At 54.0% G+C, this 25539-nt stretch carries 26 protein-coding genes; 12 read left to right on the forward strand and 14 right to left on the reverse strand.

Annotated elements, in window-relative coordinates; genetic code table 11:
* The first annotated feature begins 81 nt into the window (after positions 1 to 81).
* Entirely contained in the window at positions 82 to 528 is a 447-nt protein-coding gene (locus RTN40_RS00885; protein ID WP_312226787.1) for a hypothetical protein, read from the forward strand.
* 12 nt (positions 529 to 540) lie between these two features.
* Here the strand turns inward: RTN40_RS00885 and RTN40_RS00890 are convergent, their stop codons facing one another.
* Complete coding sequence (locus RTN40_RS00890; RefSeq protein ID WP_312226788.1) at positions 541 to 1449, reverse strand: LysR family transcriptional regulator; 909 nt, start codon at positions 1447 to 1449, stop codon at positions 541 to 543.
* Between the two features lie 126 nt (positions 1450 to 1575).
* Between RTN40_RS00890 and RTN40_RS00895 the strand changes: the two genes are divergently transcribed.
* From RTN40_RS00895 to RTN40_RS00905, 3 genes are read left to right on the forward strand one after another with little or no spacing between them, the layout of a single operon-like run.
* The gene (locus tag RTN40_RS00895; RefSeq protein ID WP_312226789.1) at positions 1576 to 2892 is read left to right on the forward strand and encodes an MFS transporter; all 1317 of its coding nucleotides are present in this window, start codon (positions 1576 to 1578) and stop codon (positions 2890 to 2892) included.
* Positions 2893 to 2910: 18 nt separating this feature from the next.
* Positions 2911 to 3999, forward strand: coding sequence for a tartrate dehydrogenase (locus RTN40_RS00900; protein WP_312226790.1), 1089 nt, complete (start codon positions 2911 to 2913; stop codon positions 3997 to 3999).
* A 2-nt stretch (positions 4000 to 4001) separates the two neighbouring features.
* Positions 4002 to 5261: a glycerate kinase gene (locus RTN40_RS00905; RefSeq protein WP_312226791.1), complete on the forward strand. Its 1260-nt coding sequence runs from the start codon at positions 4002 to 4004 to the stop codon at positions 5259 to 5261.
* A gap of 75 nt (positions 5262 to 5336) precedes the next feature.
* Here RTN40_RS00905 and RTN40_RS00910 read toward each other — a convergent pair whose 3' ends face one another.
* The 6 genes from RTN40_RS00910 to RTN40_RS00935 form a co-directional block, all read right to left on the reverse strand.
* On the reverse strand, positions 5337 to 5894 hold the full coding sequence (locus tag RTN40_RS00910) for a DNA-binding protein (RefSeq protein ID WP_312226792.1): 558 nt from the start codon (positions 5892 to 5894) through the stop codon (positions 5337 to 5339).
* Positions 5895 to 5978: 84 nt separating this feature from the next.
* On the reverse strand, positions 5979 to 6203 hold the full coding sequence (locus tag RTN40_RS00915; RefSeq protein ID WP_312227194.1) for a hypothetical protein: 225 nt from the start codon (positions 6201 to 6203) through the stop codon (positions 5979 to 5981).
* Positions 6204 to 6432: 229 nt separating this feature from the next.
* Positions 6433 to 7377 (reverse strand): aminoimidazole riboside kinase, encoded by a 945-nt coding sequence (locus RTN40_RS00920; RefSeq protein WP_312226793.1) that lies wholly within the window; start codon positions 7375 to 7377, stop codon positions 6433 to 6435.
* Between the two features lie 26 nt (positions 7378 to 7403).
* Positions 7404 to 8747 carry a carbohydrate porin gene (locus RTN40_RS00925; RefSeq protein ID WP_312226794.1) on the reverse strand — a complete coding sequence of 448 codons (1344 nt, stop codon included), beginning with the start codon at positions 8745 to 8747 and terminating at the stop codon, positions 7404 to 7406.
* Positions 8748 to 8868: 121 nt separating this feature from the next.
* Positions 8869 to 10302: a glycoside hydrolase family 32 protein gene (locus RTN40_RS00930; RefSeq protein ID WP_312226795.1), complete on the reverse strand. Its 1434-nt coding sequence runs from the start codon at positions 10300 to 10302 to the stop codon at positions 8869 to 8871.
* Positions 10303 to 10320: 18 nt separating this feature from the next.
* Positions 10321 to 11559 (reverse strand): MFS transporter, encoded by a 1239-nt coding sequence (locus RTN40_RS00935; protein ID WP_312226796.1) that lies wholly within the window; start codon positions 11557 to 11559, stop codon positions 10321 to 10323.
* Between the two features lie 245 nt (positions 11560 to 11804).
* On the opposite strand from RTN40_RS00935, the gene RTN40_RS00940 reads away from it, so the two are divergent.
* Positions 11805 to 12800, forward strand: a complete 996-nt coding sequence (locus RTN40_RS00940) for a LacI family DNA-binding transcriptional regulator (RefSeq protein ID WP_312226797.1) — start codon at positions 11805 to 11807, stop codon at positions 12798 to 12800.
* A 45-nt stretch (positions 12801 to 12845) separates the two neighbouring features.
* On the opposite strand, the gene RTN40_RS00945 is transcribed toward RTN40_RS00940, so the two are convergent.
* The gene (locus tag RTN40_RS00945) at positions 12846 to 14054 is read right to left on the reverse strand and encodes an aldose 1-epimerase family protein (protein WP_312226798.1); all 1209 of its coding nucleotides are present in this window, start codon (positions 14052 to 14054) and stop codon (positions 12846 to 12848) included.
* 835 nt (positions 14055 to 14889) lie between these two features.
* Here RTN40_RS00945 and iraM point away from each other — a divergent pair.
* On the forward strand, positions 14890 to 15255 hold the full coding sequence (gene iraM, locus RTN40_RS00950) for an anti-adapter protein IraM (RefSeq protein ID WP_312226799.1): 366 nt from the start codon (positions 14890 to 14892) through the stop codon (positions 15253 to 15255).
* A gap of 64 nt (positions 15256 to 15319) precedes the next feature.
* On the opposite strand, the gene RTN40_RS00955 is transcribed toward iraM, so the two are convergent.
* The gene (locus RTN40_RS00955; protein ID WP_312226800.1) at positions 15320 to 15733 is read right to left on the reverse strand and encodes a hypothetical protein; all 414 of its coding nucleotides are present in this window, start codon (positions 15731 to 15733) and stop codon (positions 15320 to 15322) included.
* Positions 15734 to 16056: 323 nt separating this feature from the next.
* Here RTN40_RS00955 and RTN40_RS00960 point away from each other — a divergent pair, with 323 nt between their 5' ends.
* The gene (locus RTN40_RS00960) at positions 16057 to 16317 is read left to right on the forward strand and encodes a hypothetical protein (RefSeq protein ID WP_312226801.1); all 261 of its coding nucleotides are present in this window, start codon (positions 16057 to 16059) and stop codon (positions 16315 to 16317) included.
* Positions 16318 to 16378: 61 nt separating this feature from the next.
* On the opposite strand, the gene RTN40_RS00965 is transcribed toward RTN40_RS00960, so the two are convergent.
* Complete coding sequence (locus tag RTN40_RS00965; RefSeq protein WP_312226802.1) at positions 16379 to 16705, reverse strand: four-helix bundle copper-binding protein; 327 nt, start codon at positions 16703 to 16705, stop codon at positions 16379 to 16381.
* A gap of 243 nt (positions 16706 to 16948) precedes the next feature.
* On the opposite strand from RTN40_RS00965, the gene RTN40_RS00970 reads away from it, so the two are divergent.
* Entirely contained in the window at positions 16949 to 17104 is a 156-nt protein-coding gene (locus tag RTN40_RS00970; RefSeq protein ID WP_312226803.1) for a hypothetical protein, read from the forward strand.
* 13 nt (positions 17105 to 17117) lie between these two features.
* Here the strand turns inward: RTN40_RS00970 and RTN40_RS00975 are convergent, their stop codons facing one another.
* Entirely contained in the window at positions 17118 to 17354 is a 237-nt protein-coding gene (locus RTN40_RS00975) for a DUF1272 domain-containing protein (protein WP_312226804.1), read from the reverse strand.
* Between the two features lie 140 nt (positions 17355 to 17494).
* Between RTN40_RS00975 and RTN40_RS00980 the strand changes: the two genes are divergently transcribed.
* The gene (locus RTN40_RS00980) at positions 17495 to 18166 is read left to right on the forward strand and encodes an SOS response-associated peptidase (RefSeq protein WP_312226805.1); all 672 of its coding nucleotides are present in this window, start codon (positions 17495 to 17497) and stop codon (positions 18164 to 18166) included.
* Between the two features lie 19 nt (positions 18167 to 18185).
* Here the strand turns inward: RTN40_RS00980 and cybB are convergent, their stop codons facing one another.
* The 3 genes from cybB to RTN40_RS00995 all read right to left on the reverse strand — a co-directional run bounded on the left by cybB (position 18186) and on the right by RTN40_RS00995 (position 21181).
* Complete coding sequence (gene cybB, locus RTN40_RS00985; protein ID WP_312226806.1) at positions 18186 to 18716, reverse strand: cytochrome b561; 531 nt, start codon at positions 18714 to 18716, stop codon at positions 18186 to 18188.
* An 85-nt stretch (positions 18717 to 18801) separates the two neighbouring features.
* A complete protein-coding gene (gene aldA / locus RTN40_RS00990; RefSeq protein WP_312226807.1) occupies positions 18802 to 20241 on the reverse strand; it encodes an aldehyde dehydrogenase in 1440 nt (479 codons plus the stop codon).
* A 136-nt stretch (positions 20242 to 20377) separates the two neighbouring features.
* Positions 20378 to 21181, reverse strand: coding sequence for a YdcF family protein (locus RTN40_RS00995; RefSeq protein WP_312226808.1), 804 nt, complete (start codon positions 21179 to 21181; stop codon positions 20378 to 20380).
* Between the two features lie 159 nt (positions 21182 to 21340).
* Here RTN40_RS00995 and RTN40_RS01000 point away from each other — a divergent pair, with 159 nt between their 5' ends.
* From RTN40_RS01000 to RTN40_RS01010, 3 genes are read left to right on the forward strand one after another with little or no spacing between them, the layout of a single operon-like run.
* Positions 21341 to 23005, forward strand: coding sequence for an MFS transporter (locus RTN40_RS01000; protein ID WP_312226809.1), 1665 nt, complete (start codon positions 21341 to 21343; stop codon positions 23003 to 23005).
* A 45-nt stretch (positions 23006 to 23050) separates the two neighbouring features.
* Complete coding sequence (locus tag RTN40_RS01005; protein WP_312226810.1) at positions 23051 to 24130, forward strand: HlyD family secretion protein; 1080 nt, start codon at positions 23051 to 23053, stop codon at positions 24128 to 24130.
* The gene (locus RTN40_RS01010; protein WP_312226811.1) at positions 24127 to 25509 is read left to right on the forward strand and encodes an efflux transporter outer membrane subunit; all 1383 of its coding nucleotides are present in this window, start codon (positions 24127 to 24129) and stop codon (positions 25507 to 25509) included. The genes RTN40_RS01005 and RTN40_RS01010 overlap by 4 nt, the downstream gene beginning before the upstream one ends.
* The last annotated feature ends 30 nt before the right edge of the window (positions 25510 to 25539 follow it).

A 25539-nucleotide genomic window follows, 5' to 3' on the forward strand; every position in this document is an offset into this window, starting at 1 on the left:
GTGTGTGCAGCTGCCTGGTCAATGTTGACAGCGCTTTAATCATCTGTGAGTATTAACCTGAGCTAACAAAGGAGAAAGTATATGCAGGAAGCAATTAATGTCCTACTCATGATTCTGCCCATCCTTACGCTTTTTATTCTGATAAAGCTTTTCACCCGCACCCTTCGCCAGCCAAAACGGATCATTTCAGAAGAGAATGGAATGAAAAAAATATCATCCAACCCTTCGTATTTTGGCGGATCGTCCAGGGCAGAATACTATTATGACGACTCTTTTTTGTATGAGATTAAAAAAAACACCACTCATAAAGTTCAACTGTCTAAAATAATTGCAGTTAAACCAGGCTATACAACAATAAACAATAGACGCAAGTGGTCCGTCATATATATTAACGAAGGTGAGAAGAGACAACTGCAGTTCTACCACAATCTCACCATGTTCAATCAGAATTTTGCTGGCTTTTTGGCAACGGTAAAGCAGGTTAATCCTGACGCAGACGTTAAAAGCTTATCTTTTTTCAATATGTAAGGCTCTGTAGCGTTATAAACCTCGAGTCAGCTCCTCGCTATTTTCAGCGAGAATATCCAGCATTGCCTTAACGTAAGCATTCGTATTCCCCTGATGCCACATCACGCTCAGCGGCAGGCCCTTAATATTTTCTATCGGTTTAAGAGAAAGGTACCTTACGCCGTCAGCATTCATATTTTTATACGCTGCGGGAACCAACGCCACACCCAGCCCTGCCGCCACGAAGCTGAGGATCGTCTGTTTTTCCTCGGCGTACTGAGCAATAACGGGAAAACAGCCCCCGGTTCTAAAGATATCCATCGTCAGATCGTGGCTATGCGGACGGGTACGTCTTTCCGGTACAATGACCGGCTCATCGCGGAAATCGTCAATGCTCACGTTGTCATAACCCACCAGTCGGTGGTCGGCAGGAACAGCCAGCACGCAGGTTTCATAGGCGATAAAGCGCGTCGTCAGAATGACATCTACCTGTTCCGGTGGACGCACAAAGACCAGGTCCAGCCATCCGGAAGCGAGGCGCGGAATAAGGCTGGATGACTTGTCTTCGATAATATGAATATCCGCCTCAGGAAACTGCCTGACAAAAAGATTGAGCAGGTTTGGCAATACCCCCCTTGCTGCGCTGTCAATTGCGCCAATTCGCAGCGTTTTTTTCTGCATTACGTTATTTCTTAAGAAACGCTGCCGCAGTGCATCAAAGTCGCTCAGCACCCTCTTGGCCTCATTCAGAAATTCAGCGCCTTCTGGAGTGAGGTAAACGTTTCGGGTAGAGCGATTCAGCAAGCGTATGCCTAAATCATCCTCCAGCAGTTTGATAAAACGACTGAGTGACGCAGGCATCATTTCAAGCTTTCGGGCAGCTCTGCCGAAGTGAAGCTCATCACCTAACACGACAAAGCAACGCAACTGATTTATATCCATTTTTTCATCCGCACACAATTATACAAATTATTTATATAAACCCTTGCCGATGATAAAGCCAGTTAAAAAAGCATACTGAGTTCATTACAAAACGATAACAATCCTACAACCGTGGAGCATCCTGTAATGAACAACGACCTCGAAAAAAGGGTTATGCGCAAGGTAACCCTGCGCATTATCCCTTTCATCATGCTGCTGTATTTCATCGCCTTCCTCGACCGGGTCAATATTGGTTTTGCTGCCCTGACGATGAACCAGGATCTGGGCTTTTCGCCGACGGTATTTGGCCTTGGCGCAGGCATATTTTTCCTGGGCTATTTTCTCTTTGAAGTTCCGTCAAACTTAATCCTGCATAAGGTTGGAGCCAGGATCTGGATCGCCCGGGTGATGATCACCTGGGGACTGGTCTCGGGCTGTATGGCTTTCGTACAGGGCACAACCAGCTTCTATGTGCTGCGTTTTCTGCTCGGCGTTGCGGAAGCCGGTTTCTTCCCGGGCATTATTCTTTACCTGAGCTACTGGTTCCCGGCAGCAAAACGGGCCCAGGTTACCGCCATATTTATGGCTGCCGCCCCTCTTTCAACCGCTCTGGGATCGCCCATCTCTGCAATGCTTCTGGAGATGAACGGCCTGCTGGGTTATGCCGGTTGGCAATGGATGTTCGTGCTGGAAGCGATCCCGGCCGTGCTGTTTGGCATCGTCGTCCTGTTTTACCTCACTGACCGTCCCGCCAAAGCGAAATGGCTGACCGAGGAGGAGCGGACCTGGCTGCAGAATACGATGCAGACTGAAGAGCAGGCCCGCGCTGCCGGGCAGAGCCATACCAGCGCATGGCGCGGGCTGGCGGACAAACGCGTTCTCGCCCTGGCGCTGGTCTACTTTGGTACTTCCGCCGGTCTCTACACGCTGGGTATCTGGGCACCACAAATTATTCATAGCTTTGGTGCCTCATCCCTGGAGATTGGCTTCCTTAACGCCTGCCCGGCCATCGTCGGCGTTATCGGTATGATCCTTTGGGCTCGCCACTCAGATCGGAAAAACGAGCGCAGCTGGCACGTTATCGGAGCCTGTCTGCTGGCCGCAGCCGGACTCATTTATGCCGGTAACGTCAGCACCCTGTTTACCGTCATTATCGCTCTGACGCTGGTCACTGCGGGCATCAGCGCGTCGAAACCGCCGCTCTGGAGTATGCCTACCCTGTTTTTAAGCGGCCCGGCAGCGGCAGCCGGCATCGCCACCATAAACTCTATTGGTAACCTCGGGGGATTTGTCGGACCGATGATGATCGGCGTTATCCGCCAGCAAACCGGCAGCTATACCTGGGGACTCTATTTTGTTGCAGGTCTGTTGGTCATGTCAGCACTGATTGTCCTGATCCTGTCCGGGAGAGCGAAAAAGCCTCAGGCCACCGAACTTCCTCACCCTCATATTCACACTCATTAATTGATACGGAGAATAACCATGCGTAACTACTCTATCGCCGCCATTCCCGCCGACGGTATCGGTCCTGAAGTGATTTCTGCTGGCATCGAGGTGCTCCATGCCCTCTCCCATCAGGATCCAGAGCTGAAATTTACTGTTGAAACCTTCGACTGGGGTTCAGATTACTACAAGCGCCACGGCGTCATGATGCCGGAAGAGGGTTTGCAGACGTTAAAAAAATTCGATGCTATCTATTTTGGCGCTGTCGGCGCGCCCGATGTGCCCGATCACATAACGCTGTGGGGTTTGCGGCTGCCGATCTGCCAGGGATTTGACCAGTACGCGAATGTGCGTCCAACTAAGATCTTGCCGGGCGTGACCTCGCCGCTGCGTAACCGCGGGCCAGGCGATCTCGACTGGGTCATCGTCCGTGAAAACTCAGAGGGCGAATACTCCGGCAACGGTGGCCGGGCGCATAAAGGGCTGCCGGAAGAGGTCGGGACCGAAGTGGCGATCTTTACCCGCGTCGGCGTGACGCGCATCATGCGTTACGCCTTTAAGCTGGCCCAGTCGCGCCCGCGTAAGCTGCTGACGGTGGTCACCAAATCTAATGCACAGCGTCACGGCATGGTGATGTGGGATGAAATTGCTGCCGAAGTGGCGCAGGAGTTTCCGGATGTGCAGTGGGACAAAATGCTGGTTGATGCGATGACGCATCGCATGACGCTGCATCCGCAGAGTCTGGATACTATCGTCGCCACCAACCTGCATGCCGATATTCTCTCGGATTTGGCTGGCGCGCTGGCTGGCAGCCTTGGCGTGGCACCGACGGCGAATATCGATCCTGAGCGGCGTTTCCCCTCGATGTTTGAACCTATTCATGGATCAGCTTTTGATATCACCGGCAAAGGCATCGCCAATCCGATTGCCACTTTCTGGACTGCCGTACAGATGCTGGAGCACCTGGGCGAACATGACGCCGCCGCGCTGATCATGGAGGGGATTGAGTATGTCTGCACCAATGGCATTCTGACGCCTGACGTTGGCGGCACGGCAAAAACCGCAGATGTCACCCGCGCGGTAGTGCAGTTTATTGAATCCCGGGTCACCGTTGCTGAGAGCGCGTAAAAATGAGAGATGAACAGGCTGCAGAGATCCTGCAGGATATATTTAAGCAGGCCGTTGACAGCGCCCGCCCTGGGCCTGTCATCCCTCCCGCCCTGCCGCAGAAGCCGAAAGGCCGCTGTATTGTGGTGGGAGCGGGTAAAGCATCTGCCGCCATGGCAGCGGCGGTGGATGCAGCCTGGCCAGATGTCGAGGTCAGCGGCGTCGTGGTCACACGTTATGGCCACGCCGTACCGGCGGGACGTATCCGGATCCTGGAAGCGTCCCATCCGGTGTCGGATGCCATGAGTGAAACCGCAGCGATGCTGATTGTGGAGTCTCTGCGCGGGCTGACAAAGGACGACCTGGTGCTGGCGCTAATGTCCGGCGGCGGTTCAGCCCTGATGGCATTGCCCGCACCGGGCCTTACGCTTGCGGATAAACAGGTCGTCACGCGCGCCCTGTTGCACAGTGGTGCCACTATCAGGGAGATGAATCTGGTACGGCGGCATCTGTCAGCTGTAAAAGGCGGCAAGCTGGCCGCAATGGCGCAGCCGGCGCGTGTGGTATCGCTAATTATCAGCGACGTGCCGGGGGATAACCCGGCGGATATTGCTTCCGGCCCGACGGTAGCGGACAGTACAACGCCAGGTGATGCCCTGAAGGTGCTTGAACGCTACGGTATAGCGATATCTGAGCCGGTGCGTGCTGTGCTGAGCATGCCAATCCCACCCTCGGCCAGAATGCCGAATGGCGAGGTTAACCTGATAGCTACGCCGGCAATGGCGTTAAAAGCGGCAGCCGAGGCGGCGCGGGGCCATGGCATTACGCCGCTGATCCTCGGGGATGCCATCGAAGGAGAAAGTCGTGAAGCGGCAATCGTCATGGCGGGTATCGCCAAATCGGTGAAGCAGCATGGCCAACCATTGGGTGCTCCCGCTCTGCTGCTCTCTGGAGGAGAAACCACGGTCACGGTGCGTAATGGTCGCGCCGGTAAAGGAGGAAGAAACACGGAGTTTTTGCTCAGCCTTGCCTGCGCGCTACAGGGTGAAAGCGGGATCTGGGCAGTAGCGGGCGACAGCGACGGTATTGACGGTACGGAAGATGCAGCAGGTGCTCTCATCTACCCCGATACGCTGTCACGCGGCAGGTTACAAGGCCTGCATGCTGCTCACTATCTGGATGAGCATGACAGCTACAGCTATTTTCATGCGCTTGATGATTTACTGCTTACTGGCCCGACGCTCACTAACGTCAATGATATCCGGGCAATATTAGTTGCTTAACCTCTCTGCTCTCCCGGTAGCCTGGGAGAGCATTATCCAAATTCCACAGCTTTTAGGGCAAGCAAACGCGGGATTCTATGCGACTGTTTTGCGACGTCGCTCGATGAGCGCTATCGAAATTGATTCAACTTCTTTAAAGTCTTTGGACACGCTGGTTCGTAGTGCAAGGTTCCATTTGCTTAATACACGAGCGTTATTCAACAGCTCGCTGCCTTCCGGTAGCCGACCATTTTGTAACAACCATTGCGCAACATCCGCCCAATCCCACAATGGAGACTGGCCTTTGATACGCTGGATAGGGCAAGGGAAATCGCCGCTGCCGCGAGTACCATCTTTTAGCATCGCAATTGCCTGACGCGACATGTTTGTCATTTCAGCTATATCGCTTAAGCCCACAAGGGCAGAGTCGACGGATTCAACAATAGCGCCGATTCCGGCTGATTCGATATTTTCGACCGCTGATGAAATAGCTTCATCCAGAGAGTCAGCTTCACGATCGAACTCAACGTAAACAGAGTTACCATATGCACAAATCAGCGCATCGTCACAACCGCTTTCGTACAGCGCATCTTCCAGTCCGTCAGTGTCATACGTGACACCTGAGAGGGTCAGAGTGAAGTTATAAAGCGCCATAATACCTCTTCGTTTAATAGTCAGAGTATGGTGTATTCTTAATTCAGTCAGGAACGGTTGCAGCCGTTCCTGACGGGACAAAGATCATTCGCAGCGGTTAACTGTGCGAACGATCTGTTTGGCATGGTTTTCCGCATCTTTCGGCGTTGACCATACGCTCACCTGGTGATCTCGGTGTTCACCTTCAGGGTTGCCGCAGCGTAATCTACAAAAACAGTGTGCAGAATTGCCTGGTCGAACCCAGACCCAGCCTTTTTTCAGAGCATATTCAATGGCTGCTTGAATGTGCTTATTAGGATGGCTTTTCAGATACAACTAAACTCCAGCTAACTGTAAATTTGGTGTTGACACTTGTCAACATAAAATTCAATTTACCTGTCCGTGTCTCCACCCCGTCGTCGAATGCTGTCTACGGCCAGCTTTGACGGCGCATAGGATATCAGAAGCATCTGGGTGTTCACCGTTTCACCCGCCCAATAACCTTAATTTTTTTGCGGCCAAATATCACAGTCTGTCATTGGCCTACGGGCTAGCAGGTTTATTCTATTTCAAACCGCAACCATGGTGCTGCTTCCATGAAGGCCACCATCCCCTGCGCATCAGGCAGTGCGGCTAAGGCTCCTTTCGCCGTCGTGGCCAGCGCGCCACAGGCACTGGCTTGCGTTATGGCCTGCTTGAGCTGCCCCCCATCCTGTAACGCATTACCCTGGGCCAGACTGGCCAGTAACCCTGCCATAAAAGCGTCACCTGCCCCGGTAGTGTCCAGACTTTCAACCCTGAACGCGCTAACCTGTACCAGCCGATCCTGCCAGAGCACTATCGCCCCGTCAGATCCGCACGTTACGACTTTCAGGCGTGACGGATAGCCACGTAAGATCCCCAATGCCTTTTCATGTTGCGTGGTACCCGCTAACCAATACAGCTCCTCTTGTGAAAGCTTGAGAATATCGGCCTGCTGAGCAAAATGACGCACGGTGTCTAACATCTCCTGCGCATCAGGCCACATCTGTGGACGAAGATTAATATCAAAGCTTAGCAGGCCATCACGCTGCTTGATGTAGCTGATAGCCCGTACCAGCGTTTCGCGACATGGCGTTGCCACCAGTGCCAGTGAGCAAAAATGCAGAATATCGCTACCAAACGCCGGAAGATTATCTGCTGTCAAAAACTGGTCGGCTGAACGATCGACCAGAAAGGTAAAGCTGCGATCGCCTTCGTCTCCGAGTGATACCAGCACCGTGCTGGTCCGGTGGTACGGATCAAACTGCATATGCTGCGTATTAACGCCCTGCTCTGCCAGCGTGTCCCTCAGAAAATGGCCGAACGGATCGTCACCCGTTCTACCGATAAACCCGCACTCGCATCCCAGGCGCGCAGCCCCGACGACGACATTGACCGGTGCACCGCCTGCACAGGCGGTGTACTGCATCTCTCCCTGCGGCAGCAGATCAATCACCGCGTCGCCTAATGCCCAGATTTTCATACACTCCCCTTAACGTAAATCAATAATCAGAACAGATATTTAAAGCGGGCACGCACGCCGTAGCGTTCGTCGTTGCTGCCGGTTTGTGCAGCTGAAGAGTCCAGCCAGGAGGCGTAAGCCCCGAGGTAAATATTAAAATTTGGCATATCCATGATGTTCGGTAGTTGCCATGAGGTATGGATAGTGTGAATGTCGTAGCGACCCGGCGCGAGGATCGCACAGTCGCTATCGCAGTCCGCGCTGACGCCTACCATATTGAACTGGTCAATTTTGTTGTGGGCATAGATATAGCCCAGTTCGACGCGGTGCCATAGGGCATTGATACCGGCGCTGAAGTCTTTCTCGTCTGTCGCATCAAGGTAAGCCGTGCTCAGGTTCACCACCGCGCCGTTCTCCGCATCGGTTCTGAGCGTGTTCCATGTCATAGTCATACCGTAACCGGTACGGCTGGATTGATCCTGGAAGCGCCCATTCTCCTGCTGATAGCCGTAGGCGTTATTCACCAGGTTGCTCTCCAGCGCGGCCGCGACTGACCATGGGCCAGACTGCCACGCGGCCACCGGGCGCACATACACGACGTTTTTACGGTTATCCAGCGCGTTACCGTGGTAGTTCTGATCGACGAACAGTGAGCTGCCGTCTTCAATCAGCGTATTAACCTCGACATACCAGTTATCCAGTTTTTTGCTAAGCAGGAAATTGCCGCCGCTGTTGCTGCGTCCTCGTCCCTCTTTCATCATGTAGATATAGCCGTAACCGTCGCTATAGAGATCGTTGGCGGTATTACCGGAATACTCAATAAAAGTATCCTGATTCAGCGGAAACATATCCCAGGCTTCGAAGCGACCGATTTTAATTTTCCAATCATCCTGCTGGCCGAAGAAAAAAGCCGCATCGTCGAGGTTCATTTTACCATTCATGTCCGCCAGCGGCTGCACGCTGAAACCGGCATATTTGCCGTCAGCCCCTTTTCGAATACCATCAAAACCCAGCAAAATACGCCCGTTAATATCCCAGCGCTCTTTTTCACCTGGCGTCCAGTTTTTATTGGCGCTGGTTTTGAGTGATGTCAGCCCGCCGGTTCGGCTGGCTCCATCCATATTAAATTCAACGTCGCCATAGAATTTTAACTCGTCAGTAGCATTAACCTCTAGCGTGGGCTTTGCCGGTGCGGTGGAGGCTGCCGTGCGGGGTGTCTCCTGCTGCTTTAGGGCGCGGATCTCCGCTTCCGCGCTGGCGGCACGCGCTTCGGTGGCTTTCAGTCTTTTTTCCATTTGCACCAGCCGATCTTCCAGAGAAAGGCTACCCTGTGCACACACCACGCCGCTAAATACAGACGTCAACATACATCCGACCCAGATTATTTTCATCGGAAAACCTTTTTTATTATTCAGTAACCAGTTGTTAATTATGTAGGGGTATAAGCCGGCGATAACGACAACAATAACCCGCCCATCGCCGGGGACGGGTTATTGATCATGCCTGGTTTATTTATTCAAGCTGCCATGCTCCGCCATCGGACAGTGATGCCCTGCCGCTCCAGGCAAATAAACATAATTTACGCTGCCCGGCATCGGGATATATACGACTGCTTAGGCACGCCTCGCCATCATTGACAAAGACTTCAACGGACGAGCTGTCGATAAACAGACGCAGAGTGAGATCGCGATCGAGGGTTACCGGCACGCTGCGCGTCCCGCATAAACCGTGCTGCGGATAGTGACGCTCCAGCACCAGGCGCTGCATCTGAGCATCGACGTAGATCCGCAGGCCATCCCCCAGACTCAGGCCGTACTGCTCGGCAGTGCTCTCCGCGCCTTTCCAGTTCAGCACCACCTCCATCGCCTCGGCGTTTTCCGCCACGCCAATCTGCTGATTGTTAAGCGTGCTGACCGGCCAGGGATACCAGCCCTGACGCAGGCATTCCACCTCTTTTGCCGGGCGCATTTGCAGACGCCTGTCCGCACTGAGGCTCAGTTCACGCGGCAGCGACAGCATCCCGGCCCAGCCGTCCTGCTGCTCCGGCAGGGGCGATTCCCACATATCCAGCCAACCAATCACAATGCGCCGCCCGTCTGGCGTCAAGAAACTCTGCGGCGCGTAAAAATCATGCCCATGATCCATCTCGACAAACTCACCGGTGCGAACAAATGGCTGGCCCGGCTGCCAGTCTCCCAGCAGATAGCCACTCTGGAAAAGATTGCGGTTTTTGAAACCGTGCGCGTCCATGCCCTGCGGGGAGAACATCAGCACGCGCTTGTCGCCAAGGGTGAAGAAGTCCGGGCACTCCCACATAAAGCCCATCCCGGCCTCGGCCTCATCAAGAACCCTCTCTTCCTGCCACTGGCGCAGATCCGCTGAACGATAGAGCCGCACCTGACCGGTCTCGCCCAGACGAGCGCCGACGACCATGTACCAGCTCTCTCCTTCGCGCCAGACCTTCGGATCGCGGAAGTGATGCACGCCCGGCGGCGTATCCACCACCATGCCCTCACGCTCAAAGTGAATGCCGTCGCGACTGGTCGCCAGGCACTGCACCTGATAGAGGTTATCTTCGTTATCGCTATCACCGTGGAATTTATGCCCGGTGTAGATCAGCGCCAGCGTATCACCATCGACTACCGCCGAGCCGGAAAAGCAGCCGTCTTTGTCTTCCGGCCCTTCAGGGGCGATCGCCACTGGCAAATGTTCCCAATGGACCAGATCCTGACTGCGCGCATGTCCCCAGTGCATCGGTCCCCATTGAGAGGAGTACGGATGATGCTGATAAAAGGCATGATACCAGCCGTCGAACCATACCAGCCCGTTGGGATCGTTCATCCAGCCCGCTCTGGCGGCCAAATGGTAGCGCGGATACCAGCGCAGGTTGAGCGCGTCGCGCTTCGCCTTAAGTTCCTGTTCAGCGTCAGCAATTGAGTAGGTCATAGTCTTCACTCTTTTCAGTCAGATAGCGGAAAGTTGTGGCAGCTGCGGATCCGCCGAAGCGTTGCCGGATCGCAGTAAAAACATAGAGATAAAGGTAATGCCGAACACCAGCATGCCCATAAACAGGTAGGATTCAGCGAAGCCATATTTTTCATAGCTGTAGCCCGCCAGCGGCGACAGCACCGAGGCGATCACCGAGCTGGTGCAGGCGAAGCCCACCAGATAGAGGGTGGATGAGAGGCGTTTATCAAAGTTCAGGCTGTTATATTTGAAGATCGCTACCAGCAGCACCGGCAGTTCGACGGCGTGGAGCAGTTTAGTAATGGAGATCAGTAGTGGCCCTTCCACCAGGCCGGAGGCGATCATGCGCATCGCCATCACCATACCGGCGAATATCAGGCCATTTTTGGCCCCAACGCGATTCACCAGCCACGGGGCACAAAACATCCCGGCAGCTTCCAGGAACACCTGAAACGAATTGAGATAGCCGTACATCGCATTGCCTTCCTGCGGGGTGGCAAACTGCGAGGAGAAATAGACTGGAAACTGTTGGTCGTAAACGCCGTAAATACAGGTGCCCACGACGAAGAACACCAGCGCCCAGAAGCGTGGCAGGGTCAGCAGACGCAGCGCGTCCTGAAGCGTCACTTTTCCTCCCGCCACCGCTTCCTGCATAGCATGGGGTGCAGAGGAGACCCGCAGCCGTGCCAGCAGCAGCAGGAACATTAGCCCGGAGCAGCTGGCGACCGCAAAGTTCAGCTTCGGATCGATGTTAAACAGTAGTCCGGCGAAAAATGTTGCCACCGCCCAGCCCAGCGATCCCCACATCCGCGCTTTGCCAAATTCAAACTGACTCTGACGCGCCACGCGCTCGGTGTAGGACTCCAGCACGCCGATACCGCCGTTAAAGGTCAGGCCAATAAAGATGCCGCCAAACACGCTGCCAAGCAGAATGTTGATCTTCAGCAGATACCCAAACAGCAGATACGCCGGGCCGGAGAGGATCAGCATCGCCGTGAGATACCACAGCAGATGTTTACGCAGACCGAGCTTATCCTGAATAAAGCCGTAACAGATCTGCGCGAACAATGCAGAGACTGACAGCACCGCGAAAATAATTCCCGTATCCCCTGCTTTCAGCCCGACCTCCTGATGCAGCCAGATGGAAAGCAACGAGCCTGAGGAGGACCAGGTCACAAAAAAGAAGAACAGTAAGGCACTGAGTAATGGGTAACTGTGAGAGTGATGGACTTTCATCGTGGCAATCTCATATTGGAGTAGTGGCCCAATGGTAACGTTAACAAATGACGTCGCTCATCTCGTTTAGCTGCGATTCATGATGTTAATCACAAAAGTTAACGTTAACATTACAAGAATGAGATCACGCTCAACATTTCTGGCTATAGGTCTGCAACACGAAGAGAGAAGATTAGCGTATGATCCTTTTACATCAGCAACTTAGTTATAATGCCTGAGCAGCACGGTAATGATGGAGTAAGACAATGGCATCCCTTAAAGATGTGGCAAGACTGGCAAACGTATCGCTGATGACCGTGTCGCGTGCGCTGAATAACCCGGAACGGTTAAAACCTGAAACCCTTGCCCGCGTGCAGCAGGCCATTCAGCAAACCAATTACGTGCCGGATTTATCAGCCAAGAAGATCCGCGGTGCCCACGCCTCGCCGAGCACCATTGGCGTGCTGGCACTGGATACCGTGACGACACCCTTCTCGGTGGAGATTACGCTCTCAATCGAAGAGACCGCTCGCGCCCACGGCTGGAACAGTTTTGTGGTCAACATGTTTTCCGACGACAGCCCGGAAACCATGGTCGATCTGCTGCTCTCTCACCGTCCGGATGGCATTATCTTTACTACCATGGGACTACGTCAGGTCCCGCTGCCCGCCAAGCTACGCACCCTTCCCTGCGTACTGGCAAACTGTGAAAGCCTGCACGAGCCGGTGGCGAGCTATATTCCGGACGATGAACAAGGTCAGTATACCGCCGTCAAGGCGCTACTGGCCGCAGGCTATAGTCGTCCGCTCTGCCTGCATTTGCCCGCAAAGCATCTGGCGACCATACGTCGTCGTCAGGGGCTGGAGCGCGCCTGCCGAGAAGCCAATGTTGATCCCGATACGCTCGATCATATTTATATGGAATTTGGCGATGAACACTATCGCGATATGCCCGCCCAGCTGCTGGCGCATATCCGTCAGGGCAAGCCGCTGTTTGACTCCGTCATCTGCGGTAACGATCGCATTGCATTTATGGTGTATCAAACCCTACTCGCCCAGGGGTTGCGCATTCCGCAGGACGTCGCGGTGCTGGGCTACGACAATATGGTGGGCATTGGCGATCTGTTCTTTCCGCCGCTGTCGACGGTACAGCTGCCGCATTATGATATTGGCCGATTGAGCGCGCTGCATATCATTAATCAGGAGACGCACAACGATACCATTCGCGTTGCAAGCCCGCTGTTGCTTCGTGAGTCACTTTGAAAGCACGCCCCCGCTGAAGCTGAACGGGAGCGCGCTACGGGTAGATTACTCTTTGGCTATCGGCGTGGCGTTCTCTTCGATTTTCGTCTCGCCCTGAATAGCAGCAATTTTCTTCGCGACGTCAGCCACCTGCTCGCTGCTGTGCAGTAAGGTATAGGTCAGATCAAACTGGGTGCTGGCACCCGGTTGCAGCTGCTTCACCCGCTTCTGCTCGCGTTCAATCGTTACCGGATAGGCATAGTTAGTGCCTGGCTCAATGCCAGTTACATACCCCTGTTTAACGGTATCGGTATTTTTCCATAACGTCAGCACCGGCAGCTGGCGGGTGTCAAACTGGATGGAAGCCCCCTTGTCCCCCGCCCTGTTCACCACTGCCGCCAGGGTCTGGTGATCTTCCCCAGCGAGCGGCTGGATGTTGAAAACCATCTCATCAAACCCTTTGGTCGGGCCGGCATAGGTTTGCCATGTCTTCAGCCCCTCTTTGGCGTAGTCATTAAACGGACTGATGCTGGACATCGGGGCGAGGAAACGCGCACCCTCTTCGAGGATCGGCATGCCGAAGTTGCTGTGGTAAATAATCTGGTAATCATGGGGATAGTCTGCGTGGTTAGTCAGCACATCATGCAGGCTAAAGCTGTTGCTGCCGGGCACATAGCGCAGCTCGGTCATGGTCTGCAAATCGGCCTTCTTGAAAGTGCTCTCTTTGACCAGCCCGCGAATACGGATCTCATGCGGTGCGGCATCGGCTATCTCAACCTCAACCCGTGAGGCTGGCGTATTTCCTGCTTTCCCATGCAAAGTGTAGAGTTGTCCATCAGCGGTAACCGGATGCCCAGTCCACTCATAGCCGCAACGCACCATCATTTCATTGAAACCTTCCAGCCAACCCAGTCCGTTGCGGCTTTCCAGATTGATAAATGCCGGATTGACGACCTCTTTCACCGGTGAATCCCAACCCATTTTTGAGCCGAAGCCCTCAATGTGTAGCAGATTCATACCCCGCGTCGGGCTTAACGTAATGGTTAGCCCGTTCTGACTGGAAATAACGAGGATTTTACTCCCTTCCTGCTTACCGCCATGCAGGACTTTTTGCTCAATGCTGAACGGTTTATCATTAGCGTTCAGCTGACTGCTGGATATCTTCCAGTCTCCTTTATCTATGCCCTGTTCAGCATTTGTCAGCACCCAGGTTTTCGCCGCTACCTGACCAGAAACTGCAAGCGCAAGCACCGTTAAAGCCAGTTTAGTTTTCATTTTTCGTCCTTTTTGCTGAATCGATTATTACTTGTCGCCGGAAAATCTACTGATTCGCTGGTTAAAGAAATGTGACGAGGTTCACCTGACGAAAAAAGGCGCATTTTTAAGGGGTAAGTTGCGGGTTATATCTCATTAACAATGAAAAACCCCTGCTTTGTTGCGTTAAAAATGCAGGATCGATACTATTTTGCTTTATCGGTTCAGCTACTAAAGAGGCCGTAATGAAAAGGAAATACCCGCGGTTGCCAGGCTCAGCCCTACCCATAACGTTAAATAATGTAAGGAAGGCAATACAAACGTTACTGCAGTTTGTACCATGCGCTGTCGCCACAGAGTAGCGGGCAATAGCGCCAATCAGTCGATTCGCTCATCGACACATCAGGAACCCTCAGCACCAATATAATTTCGTAGATAGACTATTGCTTTCTGTGACTATTGCCCCCATCGTCATAACAATCAACCCGTAACTGTAAAAACCCGACTAACCGTATGTCATTTAATCATTTTCTCATACGATCTAAACACAAGATGATTGCTCACCCATTTCGTGGTAATACCCGCATGACGCCTCGGCAGTCAAGCGCCCACGTTTCACGAGCGGTTCAGCAGTATATTTTTCCCTTAAAATTGTTTTATATCAAAAACAGGACAAACGTTTTGTAAATATCTATAAAACAAAGCGAATTTTTTGAAAGAAGTTCAAACAATAAGAAAAAGCTTTGACTCCCTAAGTTAAACTGCTACATTTTTAGTTACATGGAGTGACTATTTGTTTTTTGCGGAGTTCATATACTTTCATTTTCGCAAATTTGTTCTGCTTACAGGAGATAATATGGAATGGAAAATCATTGACTCGCTGGTCAGCCCTACTACAGGAACTTTCTTTGCAGCAGCATCCTCACCTCGTAATCTAAAATTGATATTATGGTATCACAGTGATTTTTTCTTACGCTCAGGACATCACCTTTCAACAAGCAGTATCGGCATAGTCGTTAATGGTCATTTTAAAAAATTAAAAATCTTTCATACCTTTCCTTTCACTTCCGAAGCATGGACCGATTTAATTCAAAAAACAGGCTGCCCTGGAAATTCCCCCAATTTTGACAACCGATGTTTAAACATAACCTCCTGTCAATTTAAACAGTGTCCATACGGCATTAAGAAATACAATCCTGACGGTAAGAAAATTTCATTTTAATATGTATGATTTCCATATAAAAAACCCACCATAAGGTGGGTTTGATTAATCCTTGATTCAGACTTTAACGGCCCGCAGGGTAGATCCCAAAGTCACCATCTGCTGCATAGCCAATACGAAACGTCAACGTACTGCCAGCGTCAACTTCGGCGGACTGGGCACTCATTCCTCCCCCGCAGAAATCCTTCGGCAAGGTGCTAATGACGTAATCTCCAGGAGAGGGATAAACGATTACTTCCTGAGAGGTATCTAAATCAGCTACGGGTTTGCCATTGAGATACACCCGGCTTAAGCATGTATTACCCGTAAAGCTCCCGTCGCGTTTGATGACCACCGCGCCAGAATCTTTTGTTTTCACCAGAAGCTGTGGATTAAGGATTTGTTTCTGCGGCGCTACTTTCGCCTGTTTGTTAGACCCAGATTGAGAAGTACAGCCTATTAGTCCAACAACTACTGCCACTATAAGCATAGTTTTCATTGGTTAGCAGCCTCATGTTTAACAATTAATGACCTCATCGTGATATGGGGTAACGCATAACAGCGATACATCCAGCGTTATAGACAATCAGGACGTATCTCTATCGTGCGTATTATTAAGCTTCGCTACTGCAAGGCTCGGCACAGATAATAAAAAAGCCGCATCGAAGCGGCTATCATGCTTTTAAGTTAGTCCTCATACTCTTGATCGCCTGTTTGTTGAAACTAAAGTGCCGCCTACACAGCCACACATTGCAGAAGGTCTTATACCTGTTAAGTTTAAAGAGTCATTCTCTGAACAACCCTCTACGTGCAGGAGGTAATATGATTCATGCTAACAGCTTAACCGTAACCCATAAAAAAGACGCTTCTCATCATGATCGGACGGCCTATGTCTTTAAAAGTGAGAAAGGAAAATTTATCTTTGGCCTGCTTACCGGCTATGGTGAGCTTAACGTGGGTGACGTGCTTAAGCATGATTCAGGTGAGGCCTGGACCACGCCTGATGGCTCGGAGTTAGACTTTGGTAAGGATTTGGTGGAAACGACCGAAGCGGAAGCACTTAAGCGGCTGGAGAAGTGTTGACCCTTAGCCTGGCCTTGAATGGCATTCACTGTATGAATGCCATTTCAGGGCGATTTGCACATCAGGCGGTCATTTGCAGACAGGCGTCGGCACAACGACGGCATGTTTCAGCGCAAACTTTGCAATGCTCATGTTCATGCTTAGCGCACTCTTCAGCACAGGCTTTACATATGTCTGCGCAGAGTCTGCAAACCTGTTTTGCATAGTCGCTACCCAGACTCATAAACTGAGCGGCGAGACGACAGATTGCTGCACACTGCATATCCAGTTTGATGCACGCTCTCATCATATCTACGTTAGGTTCTTTCAGGCAGGAGGCGGCGCAGTAGTCGCAGGTAGCAGCACATCTTAAGCAGGCTTCGATACAGTTCTGATAATCTTTATCCATAAATACGCTCCAGTTTGAGTTAAGTGGAGTATTTAAGTCTGCACAAAAACGGCGTTAGATCCACTTTACATCGCATATTCTTAAAAGTTTTATACATCGTAAACGTCACGCTAAAGCAATTAAACCTATTGTTAATTAAAACAAAATCCGCGTCTGGCGGCCACCTACCCTTTATCAGAGTATTAAGAGAGCCAAAGCAGAGGTAATCTGGATACTCAATTCATAGCCAGATAAGAAGCCGACATGAACACCTTCTCTATTATCGCCATTCCCTTTTTCATCACAGCCATAATCTTTCTTATTCTGGCAGTACGGCAGAAAAAATCCGTCTGGCTTATCGCTGGCTGCGTTTTCATGTGCTCGTCGGTGACGAATGCGGTGATTGGTATGACGCTATAACGCATCCAGAGCGTCAGGCGCAGCTCTCGGGCTTATATACCCGCCTTGACGAAGCAGGATTATTGATTAGCTTTTCTGCCGGTCGGCGCGGTCTTCTAACCAGCTCGCCGCCGCAGTTTGGACACCGCATCGCTAACTTTTCCGCACAGCTGGCACAAAACGTACACTCAAATGAGCAGATCAACGCTTCCTCAGAATCAGGCAGCAGATCGGTATTGCAGCATTCACAGCCTGGTCTTAGCTCTAACATAGGGCGATCCTCATGGCATTAGCGTTGAGCGGAAGGCCGGGTTATGCGAAGCGGCCGCGCGGCGTAATGACTCTTTATATACCAGGCAATATCATTTCGCATCCCCCTCTATACTTTCAGTAACGAAACTGGAGGCCTTTATGTGCGGACGATTTGCTCAGGCGCAGCCGCGGGAAGCGTATCTGACCCTTCTTGCTGACGAAGCCGAGCGCAATATTCCCTTCGATCCTGAACCCATCGGGCGCTATAACGTTGCGCCCGGCACCAAAGTTCTGTTACTCAGCGAGCGCGACGACAGCCTGGCGCTGGATCCGGTTCACTGGGGCTATGCGCCAGGCTGGTGGGATAAGCCAGCGCTGATTAACGCCCGCGTTGAGACTGCGGCCACCAGCAGAATGTTTAAGCCTCTGTGGCAGCATGGGCGCGCTATCTGCTTTGCCGACGGCTGGTTTGAGTGGAAAAAGGAGGGCGATAAAAAACAGCCTTACTTTATCCACCGCAGCGACGGCCAGCCGATCCTGATGGCAGCCATCGGCAGCGTACCGTTTGAACGCGGTGACGAGAATGAAGGCTTTCTTATTGTGACGGCCGCGGCGGATAAGGGTCTTGTCGATATTCACGATCGGCGGCCACTGGTATTAACTCCGGAAGCCGCCCGGGAGTGGATGCGTCAGGACGTGAGCGGTAAAGATGCGGAGGATATCGCTAAGCGCGGCACGATCCCTGCGGAGATGTTTACCTGGCATCCGGTCACGCGCGCGGTGGGAAATATCAGAAATCAGGGCCCAGAGATGGTCGAACCGATTGAGTAACTTCTGGTCCCTATCACGCTTAACGCCGCTTGCCTGGCAGCATGCGCAGCAGCGTATCGTCTTTCCAAAAGTAGTGATGCGCTAGCGCGGCGGCGGCGTGCAGGCCGATTACGTAGTAGCCCAGCGTCGCCAGGGTAACGTGCCAGCTTTTTAGCGTATCAACCAGATCGAAATTCGATTCGCTGGCGTGCGGCATCATCATGCCAAAGGCAAACCAGTTGTTTCCGCGGTTCCACATCATCAGCAGGCCGATAATTGGCAGGGCGATAAACAGAATATAGATAACCAGATGACCGAGATGCGCCAGACCGGTCATCATCGCTTTTGGTTTAGGGGTAATCAGCGGCGAGGGGTGTTTCAGGCGCAGCAGCAAACGTGCAACCATCAGCACCAGAATAGAGATCCCACAGGAAACATGAACCATATTGATCAGCGGACGGTCGCTACGGGGGAAAAACCCGCGAAACTCCATCGCACAGTAGGCCACCACGACCAGTAAAAACACGAGCCAGTGAATGGTTATTTGTAACCCGGAATATTTGCTGCGCATTAGATTTTCCTTATCTAAAACAGTAAAAAAGCAAACATACCGGGCTTTGATTAAAACTTCATTAAATATTGTCAGGCTCAATCAATCAGGATTGCAGATAGACGACCTGGGTCTGCAGATACTCGTTCAGGCCGTGGCGACCATCTGCCCCGCCGATGCCGGATTTACGCCAGCCGGCATGGAACCCCTGCATGGCCTCAAAGTTCTCGCGGTTAACGTAGGTTTCGCCAAACTTCAGCCCCTTGATCGCCTGCATGGCGGTATTGAGATTCTGCGTATAGATCGAGGAGGTCAGGCCATAGTCGCTGTCGTTGGCCATCTCCAGCGCCTCTTCCAGGGTATCAAAGACCACCACCGGCAGCACCGGACCAAAAGTCTCCTCATGCATGATGGTCATATCCTGGCGCACGTCCAGCAGCAGCGTCGGCGGATAAAAATAGCCGCTGCCCTCCACGGCTTTACCGCCGAGGGCGATCTTCGCCCCCTGCTCTACGGCACCGGCTACCTTCTGCTCGACACGGGCCAGCGCAGCGGCGTTGATCAATGGTCCCATCGCAATGTCGTTACGGGCGGCAGGATCGCCGTATTCGACGGCGTTCATTGCCTCTCCCAGCCGATTGACGAAGCGATCGTAGATGCCCTTCTGCACGTAGACTCGTTCGGCGCAGTTACACACCTGTCCGGTATTAATCACCCTTGAATCAACAATGGCTTTAACCGCCAGGTCGAGATCGGCATCGTCCATCACGATAGCTGGCGCTTTACCGCCCAGCTCCAGACAGACTTTGGTGATATTTTTCGCCGCCGCCGCCATGATCTTCTCTCCGGCACCGACGCTGCCGGTCATGCTGACCATCGCCACTTTTGGGTTGCCCGCCAGCTCCTGGCCCACGGTCTCCCCGCGTCCGAGCACCAGGTTGAACACCCCACGCGGCAGGCCGATGCTATCGACGATTTTGGCGAAGGCGATGGCGTTGTTAGGGGTAAACTCACTCGGCTTGATGACGATAGTGTTGCCGGTCACCAGCGCCGGAGCCAGCTTACGGGCGATCAGGAAGAACGGGAAGTTCCACGGCAGGATGCCGGTGGTAACGCCCAGGGCGCGCTTAAAGACCAGAATGTTCTCTCCGGGGCGGTCGCTCTGTAAGATCTCACCTTCGTAGCGGCGCGCCCACTCGGCCATATACTCAATATAATCAGCGGTAAAGGCCACCTCGACCTCGGCCAGCTGCTGAATTTTACCGCCCTCTTCAACAATCAGGGCGCTGATTTCACTGGCCTGCTCGCGAATGCCTGCTGCAATTTTACGCAGCCACCCGGCGCGTTCGATAGCTGGCAGCGCCTCCCAGGCCGGCTGGGCGCGAGCCGCAGCATCAATGGCCTTACGCGCATCGTCAGCCGTGCCGTCCGGGATGCGCGAAATCAGCGCTTCTGTAGCCGGGTTGACGACGTCAATCCAGGCATCGCCCTGCCAGGTGACAAACTGACCATCAATATACATCGGGTGCTGTACGGGTGCTGTCATGTCCTGCTCCTGTAATGGGATTGTTTTTAACAAGTAAATCTGTTGTTAAAAATTTACAGGCGTCCCGGATAATTCCCAGAGCTACAGGCGCAATTTGTGAGTGATCTCATAATAAACAGCGCTCTACATCAGCCATTTATATTAGCGCTCGCGCTTTTAAGGTAGGCATCAGCGTTTCATCCGCCTGCATGACCTGCCACGCACGGACTATCTCATCAGGTATATCGACGTGGGCAATAAAATTGCGTCCGTTCGGGCCGTAGCCCTGCTTATCGTCGCGTAGTCGCGCCAGCTCGCCGGGAATGAGCGACAGGTAGCGCTCAATCGGCCATAGCCCTTCCCTTTTCGGCAGGAAGCTCAGGCCATGGCGACCGTTGTCGAGCCGTGGGGTAAAGCCGGGATAGCTTACGCACCGTACCTTGCCGTTGACCTCTGCCAGCACGCGGGCAAAGGTTGCCATCGTTCGACGCTGCATAGTGGGATCCTGCACCACCACCAGCGTTTTAACGTCTACGCTGCGTTCGCCGATCAGCGCCCATGAGAAGCGCGCATTTTCGCCACAGTTCGTTGATCGCTCCTCCAGCAGAAGTTTCTCAGCAGGGATCTTCCAGAACTGGCGGGCAATATCGCCTATGATTGCCGCCTCGGTACGTCCGGTGGTGCGTACCTTGTTATAGCGCGAGTGGCGTGCGATGGCAGCATAGAGGAAAGGCGTGGAGTGGCCGATCCCACCGCTGATCAATAGCGGAATATTACGCGCAGCGGCCAGCTCACAGGCAGCGTCAATGGTGGGGATAACCGCGTTACCGGCTAACACGATGCAGTCGGCCTGCGCAGGTAGCGGCTTACCTTCAAACTCATTCTGGGCCAGCCAATGCCCCAAAGCGTTAACGGCGTCCAGCGTTTTCTCTGGCAGAGCCGGAAAGCGGGTAGTAAACATTGTCACCTCCTACAGGATATATCCCAGCAGGTTAACAAAGCTTTAGGTAAAGAAAAGGCGATCTCTCCTAATCGCTGATTTCGCTTTATTCATTAATTTGATAAATAATCAGAACTATTAGTACACTCACCAATACAGAATGCTTAATGTTAACAATCTATGGATGACCGACAGCTGACGAAACGCGACCCCTATGCACCCCGTGAATGGGCGGCGCATGAAAAACCGATGCTGCTGGGATCCCCCTCAACGCCGCTGCACCCTGTTCCCAAACGTATTGCTTATGGCATCGTGGGTCTGCTGGTATGCCTGACCGGCGCGCTGGGCAATGCCATGGTGTCCGCCAACCTGCAAAATCTGCAGGGCACCTTTGCCGCCTGGTCAACCGAGATCGCCTGGCTACCGGCGGTCTATGTGATGACCAACGTCTCGATAAACCTCCTGCTGGTGAAGTTCCGTCAGCAGTATGGCCTGCGCGCTTTTACCGAAGGTTTTCTGGTGCTCTACGTGCTGGTGACCTTTTTTCACCTCTTCGTTAACGATCTCAGTTCGGCGATCATGGTGCGGGCGGCACACGGCATGGTGGCGGCAGCCCTCAGCTCGCTAGGGATCTACTATCAGATTCAGGCCTGGCCCGCCCGCCATCGTCTTAAGGCGCTAACCATCGGCATTACCGGCTCGTCGCTGGCGATCCCAATGGCACGGCTCTTCTCTACCGAGCTGCTGCAAACCGACGAGTGGCGAGGGCTTTATCTGTTTGAGCTGGGGCTGGCACTGGTCTCTCTGGCCTGCGTGGTGATGCTTAAGCTGCCGCCTGGCGACCGTAAAAAAGTGTTTGAGAAGAAGGATTTTATCACCTTTATTCTCTTTGCCCCTGGCATGGCACTGCTCTGTGCCGTGCTGTCGCTGGGGCGGCTAGAGTGGTGGTTTGAGACTCCCTGGCTTGGCTGGGCGCTGGCGGGGGCGCTGGTGCTGATCGTCAGCGCTATCGTCTTTGAGCACAACCGCAGCAATCCCCTGCTTAATACACGCTGGCTCTCCAGCGGCAGCATCGTGCGGCTGGGGCTGATTATGGTGCTGATCCGTATCGTGCTGGCAGAGCAGAACAGCGGCGCCATCGGCTGGTTACAGTACATCGGCCTGCAAAATGAGCAGATGACCCATCTGGCATGGGCGATTTTTGCGGGCATCGTCTGCGGCATTGTCGCCAGCTGCCTGACCATCAAGCCCCAGCGCCTGGCCTGGCCGATTGTCACCTCGCTGGCGGTAATGATCGTGGCCTCGCTGCTCGACAGCCAGTCTACGAGCCTGACCCGCCCGGATCAGTTTATGGTGAGCCAGTTCCTGCTGGGCTTCGGCAGCGCCTTTTTCCTGGCCCCGGCGATGCTGGCAGGCATCGGTAGTGTCGTCACCGAGCCGCGCAACCTGGTGAGCTTCTCGGTGCTGTTTGGCATGAGTCAAAACCTGGGCGGCCTGCTTGGCTCCGCAGTGCTGGGCACCTTCCAGGTCTGGCGGGAGAAGTATCACTCCAGCCTGCTGGCGGATCAGCTCACTACCCTCGATCCGCTGGTGACCGAGCGTATTCAGCTCTACACCCGGCAGTATCAAAGCCTGATCGGCGACAGCACCCTGCTTAGCGCCCAGGCCGTTGCCCAGCTACAAAACGTCAGTTCTATCGAAGCGAATATCCTCGCCTACAACGATACTTACATGCTGACCGCTACCATTGCCGCCGCCACGCTGCTGTGGATCTTCTGGCGGCTGCTGCGGCTGCGTATTACCGCCCATCTGGCCCTAAAAAAAGCAGTGAACACCCCGAAATAGAATTGGATATGTATTGATGAGAGCAGTGTTACAACAGGAGTGGTTATGAGTCAGCAGGATGCCGCTAAAGAGCAGGCACATACCCGCAGCAATCTGCGGGTGGTTTCGATTTTTGCCGCCGCCGCCATTGGCATTGTGGGCGTACTGGTGATCCTCTACGCCTGGCAGCTGCCGCCTTTTACCCGCCATACCCAGTTTACCGATAACGCCTATGTGCGCGGCCAGACGACCTTTATCAGCCCGCAGGTCAACGGCTACATCACCGAGGTGAAGGTGCAGGATTTTGCCGTGGTGAAGCGCGGCGATCTGCTGGTGCAGATTGACGATCGCATCTACAACCAGCGGGTGCATCAGGCCGAGGCCCAGCTGGCGATGAAGGTGGCGGCGCTGAATAATAATCTCCAGCAGCGCAAAAGCGCCGAGGCGGTGATCAAGCGTAACGAGGCGGCGCTGCAAAATGCCCAGGCGCAGAACCAGAAGTCGCAGGCGGATTTACGCCGGGTGAAAAATCTGACGGCAGATGGTTCTCTGTCGATTCGTGAGCGCGATGCAGCGCTGGCGAGCGCGGCGCAGGGTAGCGCCGATATTGCGCAGGCCCGGGCTACGCTTGAGACATCCCGCCAGGATCTGCAAACGGTTATCGTCAACCGTGCGGCACTGCAGGCCGACGTAGAGAATGCCCAGGCGGCGTTGGAGCTGGCGCAGATCGATCTGCAAAACACTCGCATCGTCGCTCCGCGCGATGGACAGCTGGGGCAGATGGCCGTTCGGCTTGGCGCCTACGTGACGGCAGGTACACACCTGACCTCGCTGGTTCCCTCCCAGCGCTGGGTTATCGCCAATCTGAAAGAGACGCAGCTGGCCAATGTTCATACCGGCCTGCCGGTGCGCTTTACCGTGGATGCGTTGAACAATCAGGCTTTCTCCGGTCATGTGGAATCTATTTCGCCAGCGACCGGGGTCGAATTTAGCGCGATTTCACCAGATAACGCCACCGGCAACTTTGTGAAGATTGCCCAGCGTATTCCGGTTCGTATCGCAGTGGAGGGCAATGCGGAGCAGATCGCACGTCTGCGCCCAGGTATGTCGGTACAGGTGCATATTGATACCCGGGAGGCGAAATGAGACCCTTTCGCCCCGCGCTGCTGACGCTCTGCGTTGCTTTGGCGGCCTGCCAGTCGGTTGACGTTCAGCCCGCGAAGCCCAGCCTGACCATCCCCGCCCAATGGCGTAGCAGCGTGGGGCCAGCCAGCCAGGCTGAGGCGGTCTGGTGGCGCAGCTTCCATGATAGCCAGCTCAACCAGTACGTTGATCAGGCCCTACGCTATAACAGCGATATCCTCATTGCCCGCGAACGAGTGAATGAGTACCAGGCGCGGGTTTACGCTGCCGAGGGCAGCCTGTTCCCGACGGTGGATGCGGGACTCAGCGGCACGCGCGCACAAACGCAGTCGGCGGCCACCGGGCGACCGGTCTACAGCACGCTCTACCGGGGCAATCTCTCTGCCAGCTACGATGTGGATCTGTGGGGGGCTAACCGCAGCACGGCCAGCGCCGCGCAGGCCTCACTGGAAGCGCAGCGGGCCGCCGCCGCGGCAGCGAACCTGACCGTGGCGTCGTCCGTAGCAACGGGCTACGTCACGTTACTTTCGCTCGATGAGCAGCTGCGTGTCACCCAGTCAACGCTGAAGGCGCGGGAAGAGGCGTTCAGCCTGGCCCAGCGTCAGTACGAGGCGGGCTATAGTTCGCGCCTGGAGCTAATGCAGTCCGACTCCGAGCTGCGCGCTACCCGGGCGCAAATCCCGCAGCTACAGCATCAGATTGCCGAGCAGGAGAACGCCCTGAGTGTATTGATCGGCGATAACCCCGGCGGCATCCGCCGCAGCGGAGAGTTTGATAAATTGACCCCGCTGCGCATCCCCGGCCAGCTCCCCTCCTCGCTGCTGAATCGCCGCCCGGATATCGTTCAGGCCCAGCGGGAGCTGATTGCTGCCGACGCCAGCCTCGCCGTTTCGCAGGCACAGCTGCTGCCATCGCTTAACCTGACGGCGGGCGGTTCGGTCCAGGACGATACGCTAGCAGGGTTAGTTGATAATCCACTGCGGCTGTGGAGCGTCGGCGGCAGCATTCTTGCCCCACTGCTTAACCGTCAGGCGTTGAATGCCCAGGTGGATGTCTCCCAGTCTCAGCGTAACCAGGCGCTCTACGGCTATGAGAGTACGGTGCGCAATGCCTTCAAAGAGGTTAATGACAGCCTCGACGCCATTGCCCGCCTGCAGGAGCAGCTGACCGAGCTTCAGGGACAGGTCGAGGTGGCGGACGAGACGCTGCGCATCGCCCAGAATCGTTACCAGAACGGCTACTCCTCCTACCTGGACGTGCTGGACGCCCAGCGCACCCTCTTCTCTACCCAGTTGAACGTGGTGCAGGTAAAGAACAGCGTGCTGCTGGCGCAGATTGATCTCTATAGAGCGTTAGGTGGCGGTTGGGCAGGACAGGGGTAATCCGTAGGCCCGGTAAGCGCAGCGCTACCG

The sequence above is a fragment of the Pseudescherichia sp. genome, from assembly GCF_031987975.1.
Classification (GTDB): Bacteria; Pseudomonadota; Gammaproteobacteria; order Enterobacterales; family Enterobacteriaceae; genus Pseudescherichia.

Bases quoted from the DNA above. Each gene is read 5' to 3' on its own strand.
- RTN40_RS00885 (WP_312226787.1), top strand. From the start codon at position 82: ATGCAGGAAGCAATTAATGTCCTACTCATGATTCTGCCCATCCTTACG.
- RTN40_RS00890 (WP_312226788.1), bottom strand. From the start codon at position 1,449: ATGGATATAAATCAGTTGCGTTGCTTTGTCGTGTTAGGTGATGAGCTT.
- RTN40_RS00895 (WP_312226789.1), top strand. From the start codon at position 1,576: ATGAACAACGACCTCGAAAAAAGGGTTATGCGCAAGGTAACCCTGCGC.
- RTN40_RS00900 (WP_312226790.1), top strand. From the start codon at position 2,911: ATGCGTAACTACTCTATCGCCGCCATTCCCGCCGACGGTATCGGTCCT.
- RTN40_RS00905 (WP_312226791.1), top strand. From the start codon at position 4,002: ATGAGAGATGAACAGGCTGCAGAGATCCTGCAGGATATATTTAAGCAG.
- RTN40_RS00910 (WP_312226792.1), bottom strand. From the start codon at position 5,894: ATGGCGCTTTATAACTTCACTCTGACCCTCTCAGGTGTCACGTATGAC.
- RTN40_RS00920 (WP_312226793.1), bottom strand. From the start codon at position 7,377: ATGAAAATCTGGGCATTAGGCGACGCGGTGATTGATCTGCTGCCGCAG.
- RTN40_RS00925 (WP_312226794.1), bottom strand. From the start codon at position 8,747: ATGAAAATAATCTGGGTCGGATGTATGTTGACGTCTGTATTTAGCGGC.
- RTN40_RS00930 (WP_312226795.1), bottom strand. From the start codon at position 10,302: ATGACCTACTCAATTGCTGACGCTGAACAGGAACTTAAGGCGAAGCGC.
- RTN40_RS00935 (WP_312226796.1), bottom strand. From the start codon at position 11,559: ATGAAAGTCCATCACTCTCACAGTTACCCATTACTCAGTGCCTTACTG.
- RTN40_RS00940 (WP_312226797.1), top strand. From the start codon at position 11,805: ATGGCATCCCTTAAAGATGTGGCAAGACTGGCAAACGTATCGCTGATG.
- RTN40_RS00945 (WP_312226798.1), bottom strand. From the start codon at position 14,054: ATGAAAACTAAACTGGCTTTAACGGTGCTTGCGCTTGCAGTTTCTGGT.
- iraM (WP_312226799.1), top strand. From the start codon at position 14,890: ATGGAATGGAAAATCATTGACTCGCTGGTCAGCCCTACTACAGGAACT.
- RTN40_RS00955 (WP_312226800.1), bottom strand. From the start codon at position 15,733: ATGAAAACTATGCTTATAGTGGCAGTAGTTGTTGGACTAATAGGCTGT.
- RTN40_RS00960 (WP_312226801.1), top strand. From the start codon at position 16,057: ATGATTCATGCTAACAGCTTAACCGTAACCCATAAAAAAGACGCTTCT.
- RTN40_RS00965 (WP_312226802.1), bottom strand. From the start codon at position 16,705: ATGGATAAAGATTATCAGAACTGTATCGAAGCCTGCTTAAGATGTGCT.
- RTN40_RS00970 (WP_312226803.1), top strand. From the start codon at position 16,949: ATGAACACCTTCTCTATTATCGCCATTCCCTTTTTCATCACAGCCATA.
- RTN40_RS00975 (WP_312226804.1), bottom strand. From the start codon at position 17,354: ATGTTAGAGCTAAGACCAGGCTGTGAATGCTGCAATACCGATCTGCTG.
- RTN40_RS00980 (WP_312226805.1), top strand. From the start codon at position 17,495: ATGTGCGGACGATTTGCTCAGGCGCAGCCGCGGGAAGCGTATCTGACC.
- cybB (WP_312226806.1), bottom strand. From the start codon at position 18,716: ATGCGCAGCAAATATTCCGGGTTACAAATAACCATTCACTGGCTCGTG.
- aldA (WP_312226807.1), bottom strand. From the start codon at position 20,241: ATGACAGCACCCGTACAGCACCCGATGTATATTGATGGTCAGTTTGTC.
- RTN40_RS00995 (WP_312226808.1), bottom strand. From the start codon at position 21,181: ATGTTTACTACCCGCTTTCCGGCTCTGCCAGAGAAAACGCTGGACGCC.
- RTN40_RS01000 (WP_312226809.1), top strand. From the start codon at position 21,341: ATGGATGACCGACAGCTGACGAAACGCGACCCCTATGCACCCCGTGAA.
- RTN40_RS01005 (WP_312226810.1), top strand. From the start codon at position 23,051: ATGAGTCAGCAGGATGCCGCTAAAGAGCAGGCACATACCCGCAGCAAT.
- RTN40_RS01010 (WP_312226811.1), top strand. From the start codon at position 24,127: ATGAGACCCTTTCGCCCCGCGCTGCTGACGCTCTGCGTTGCTTTGGCG.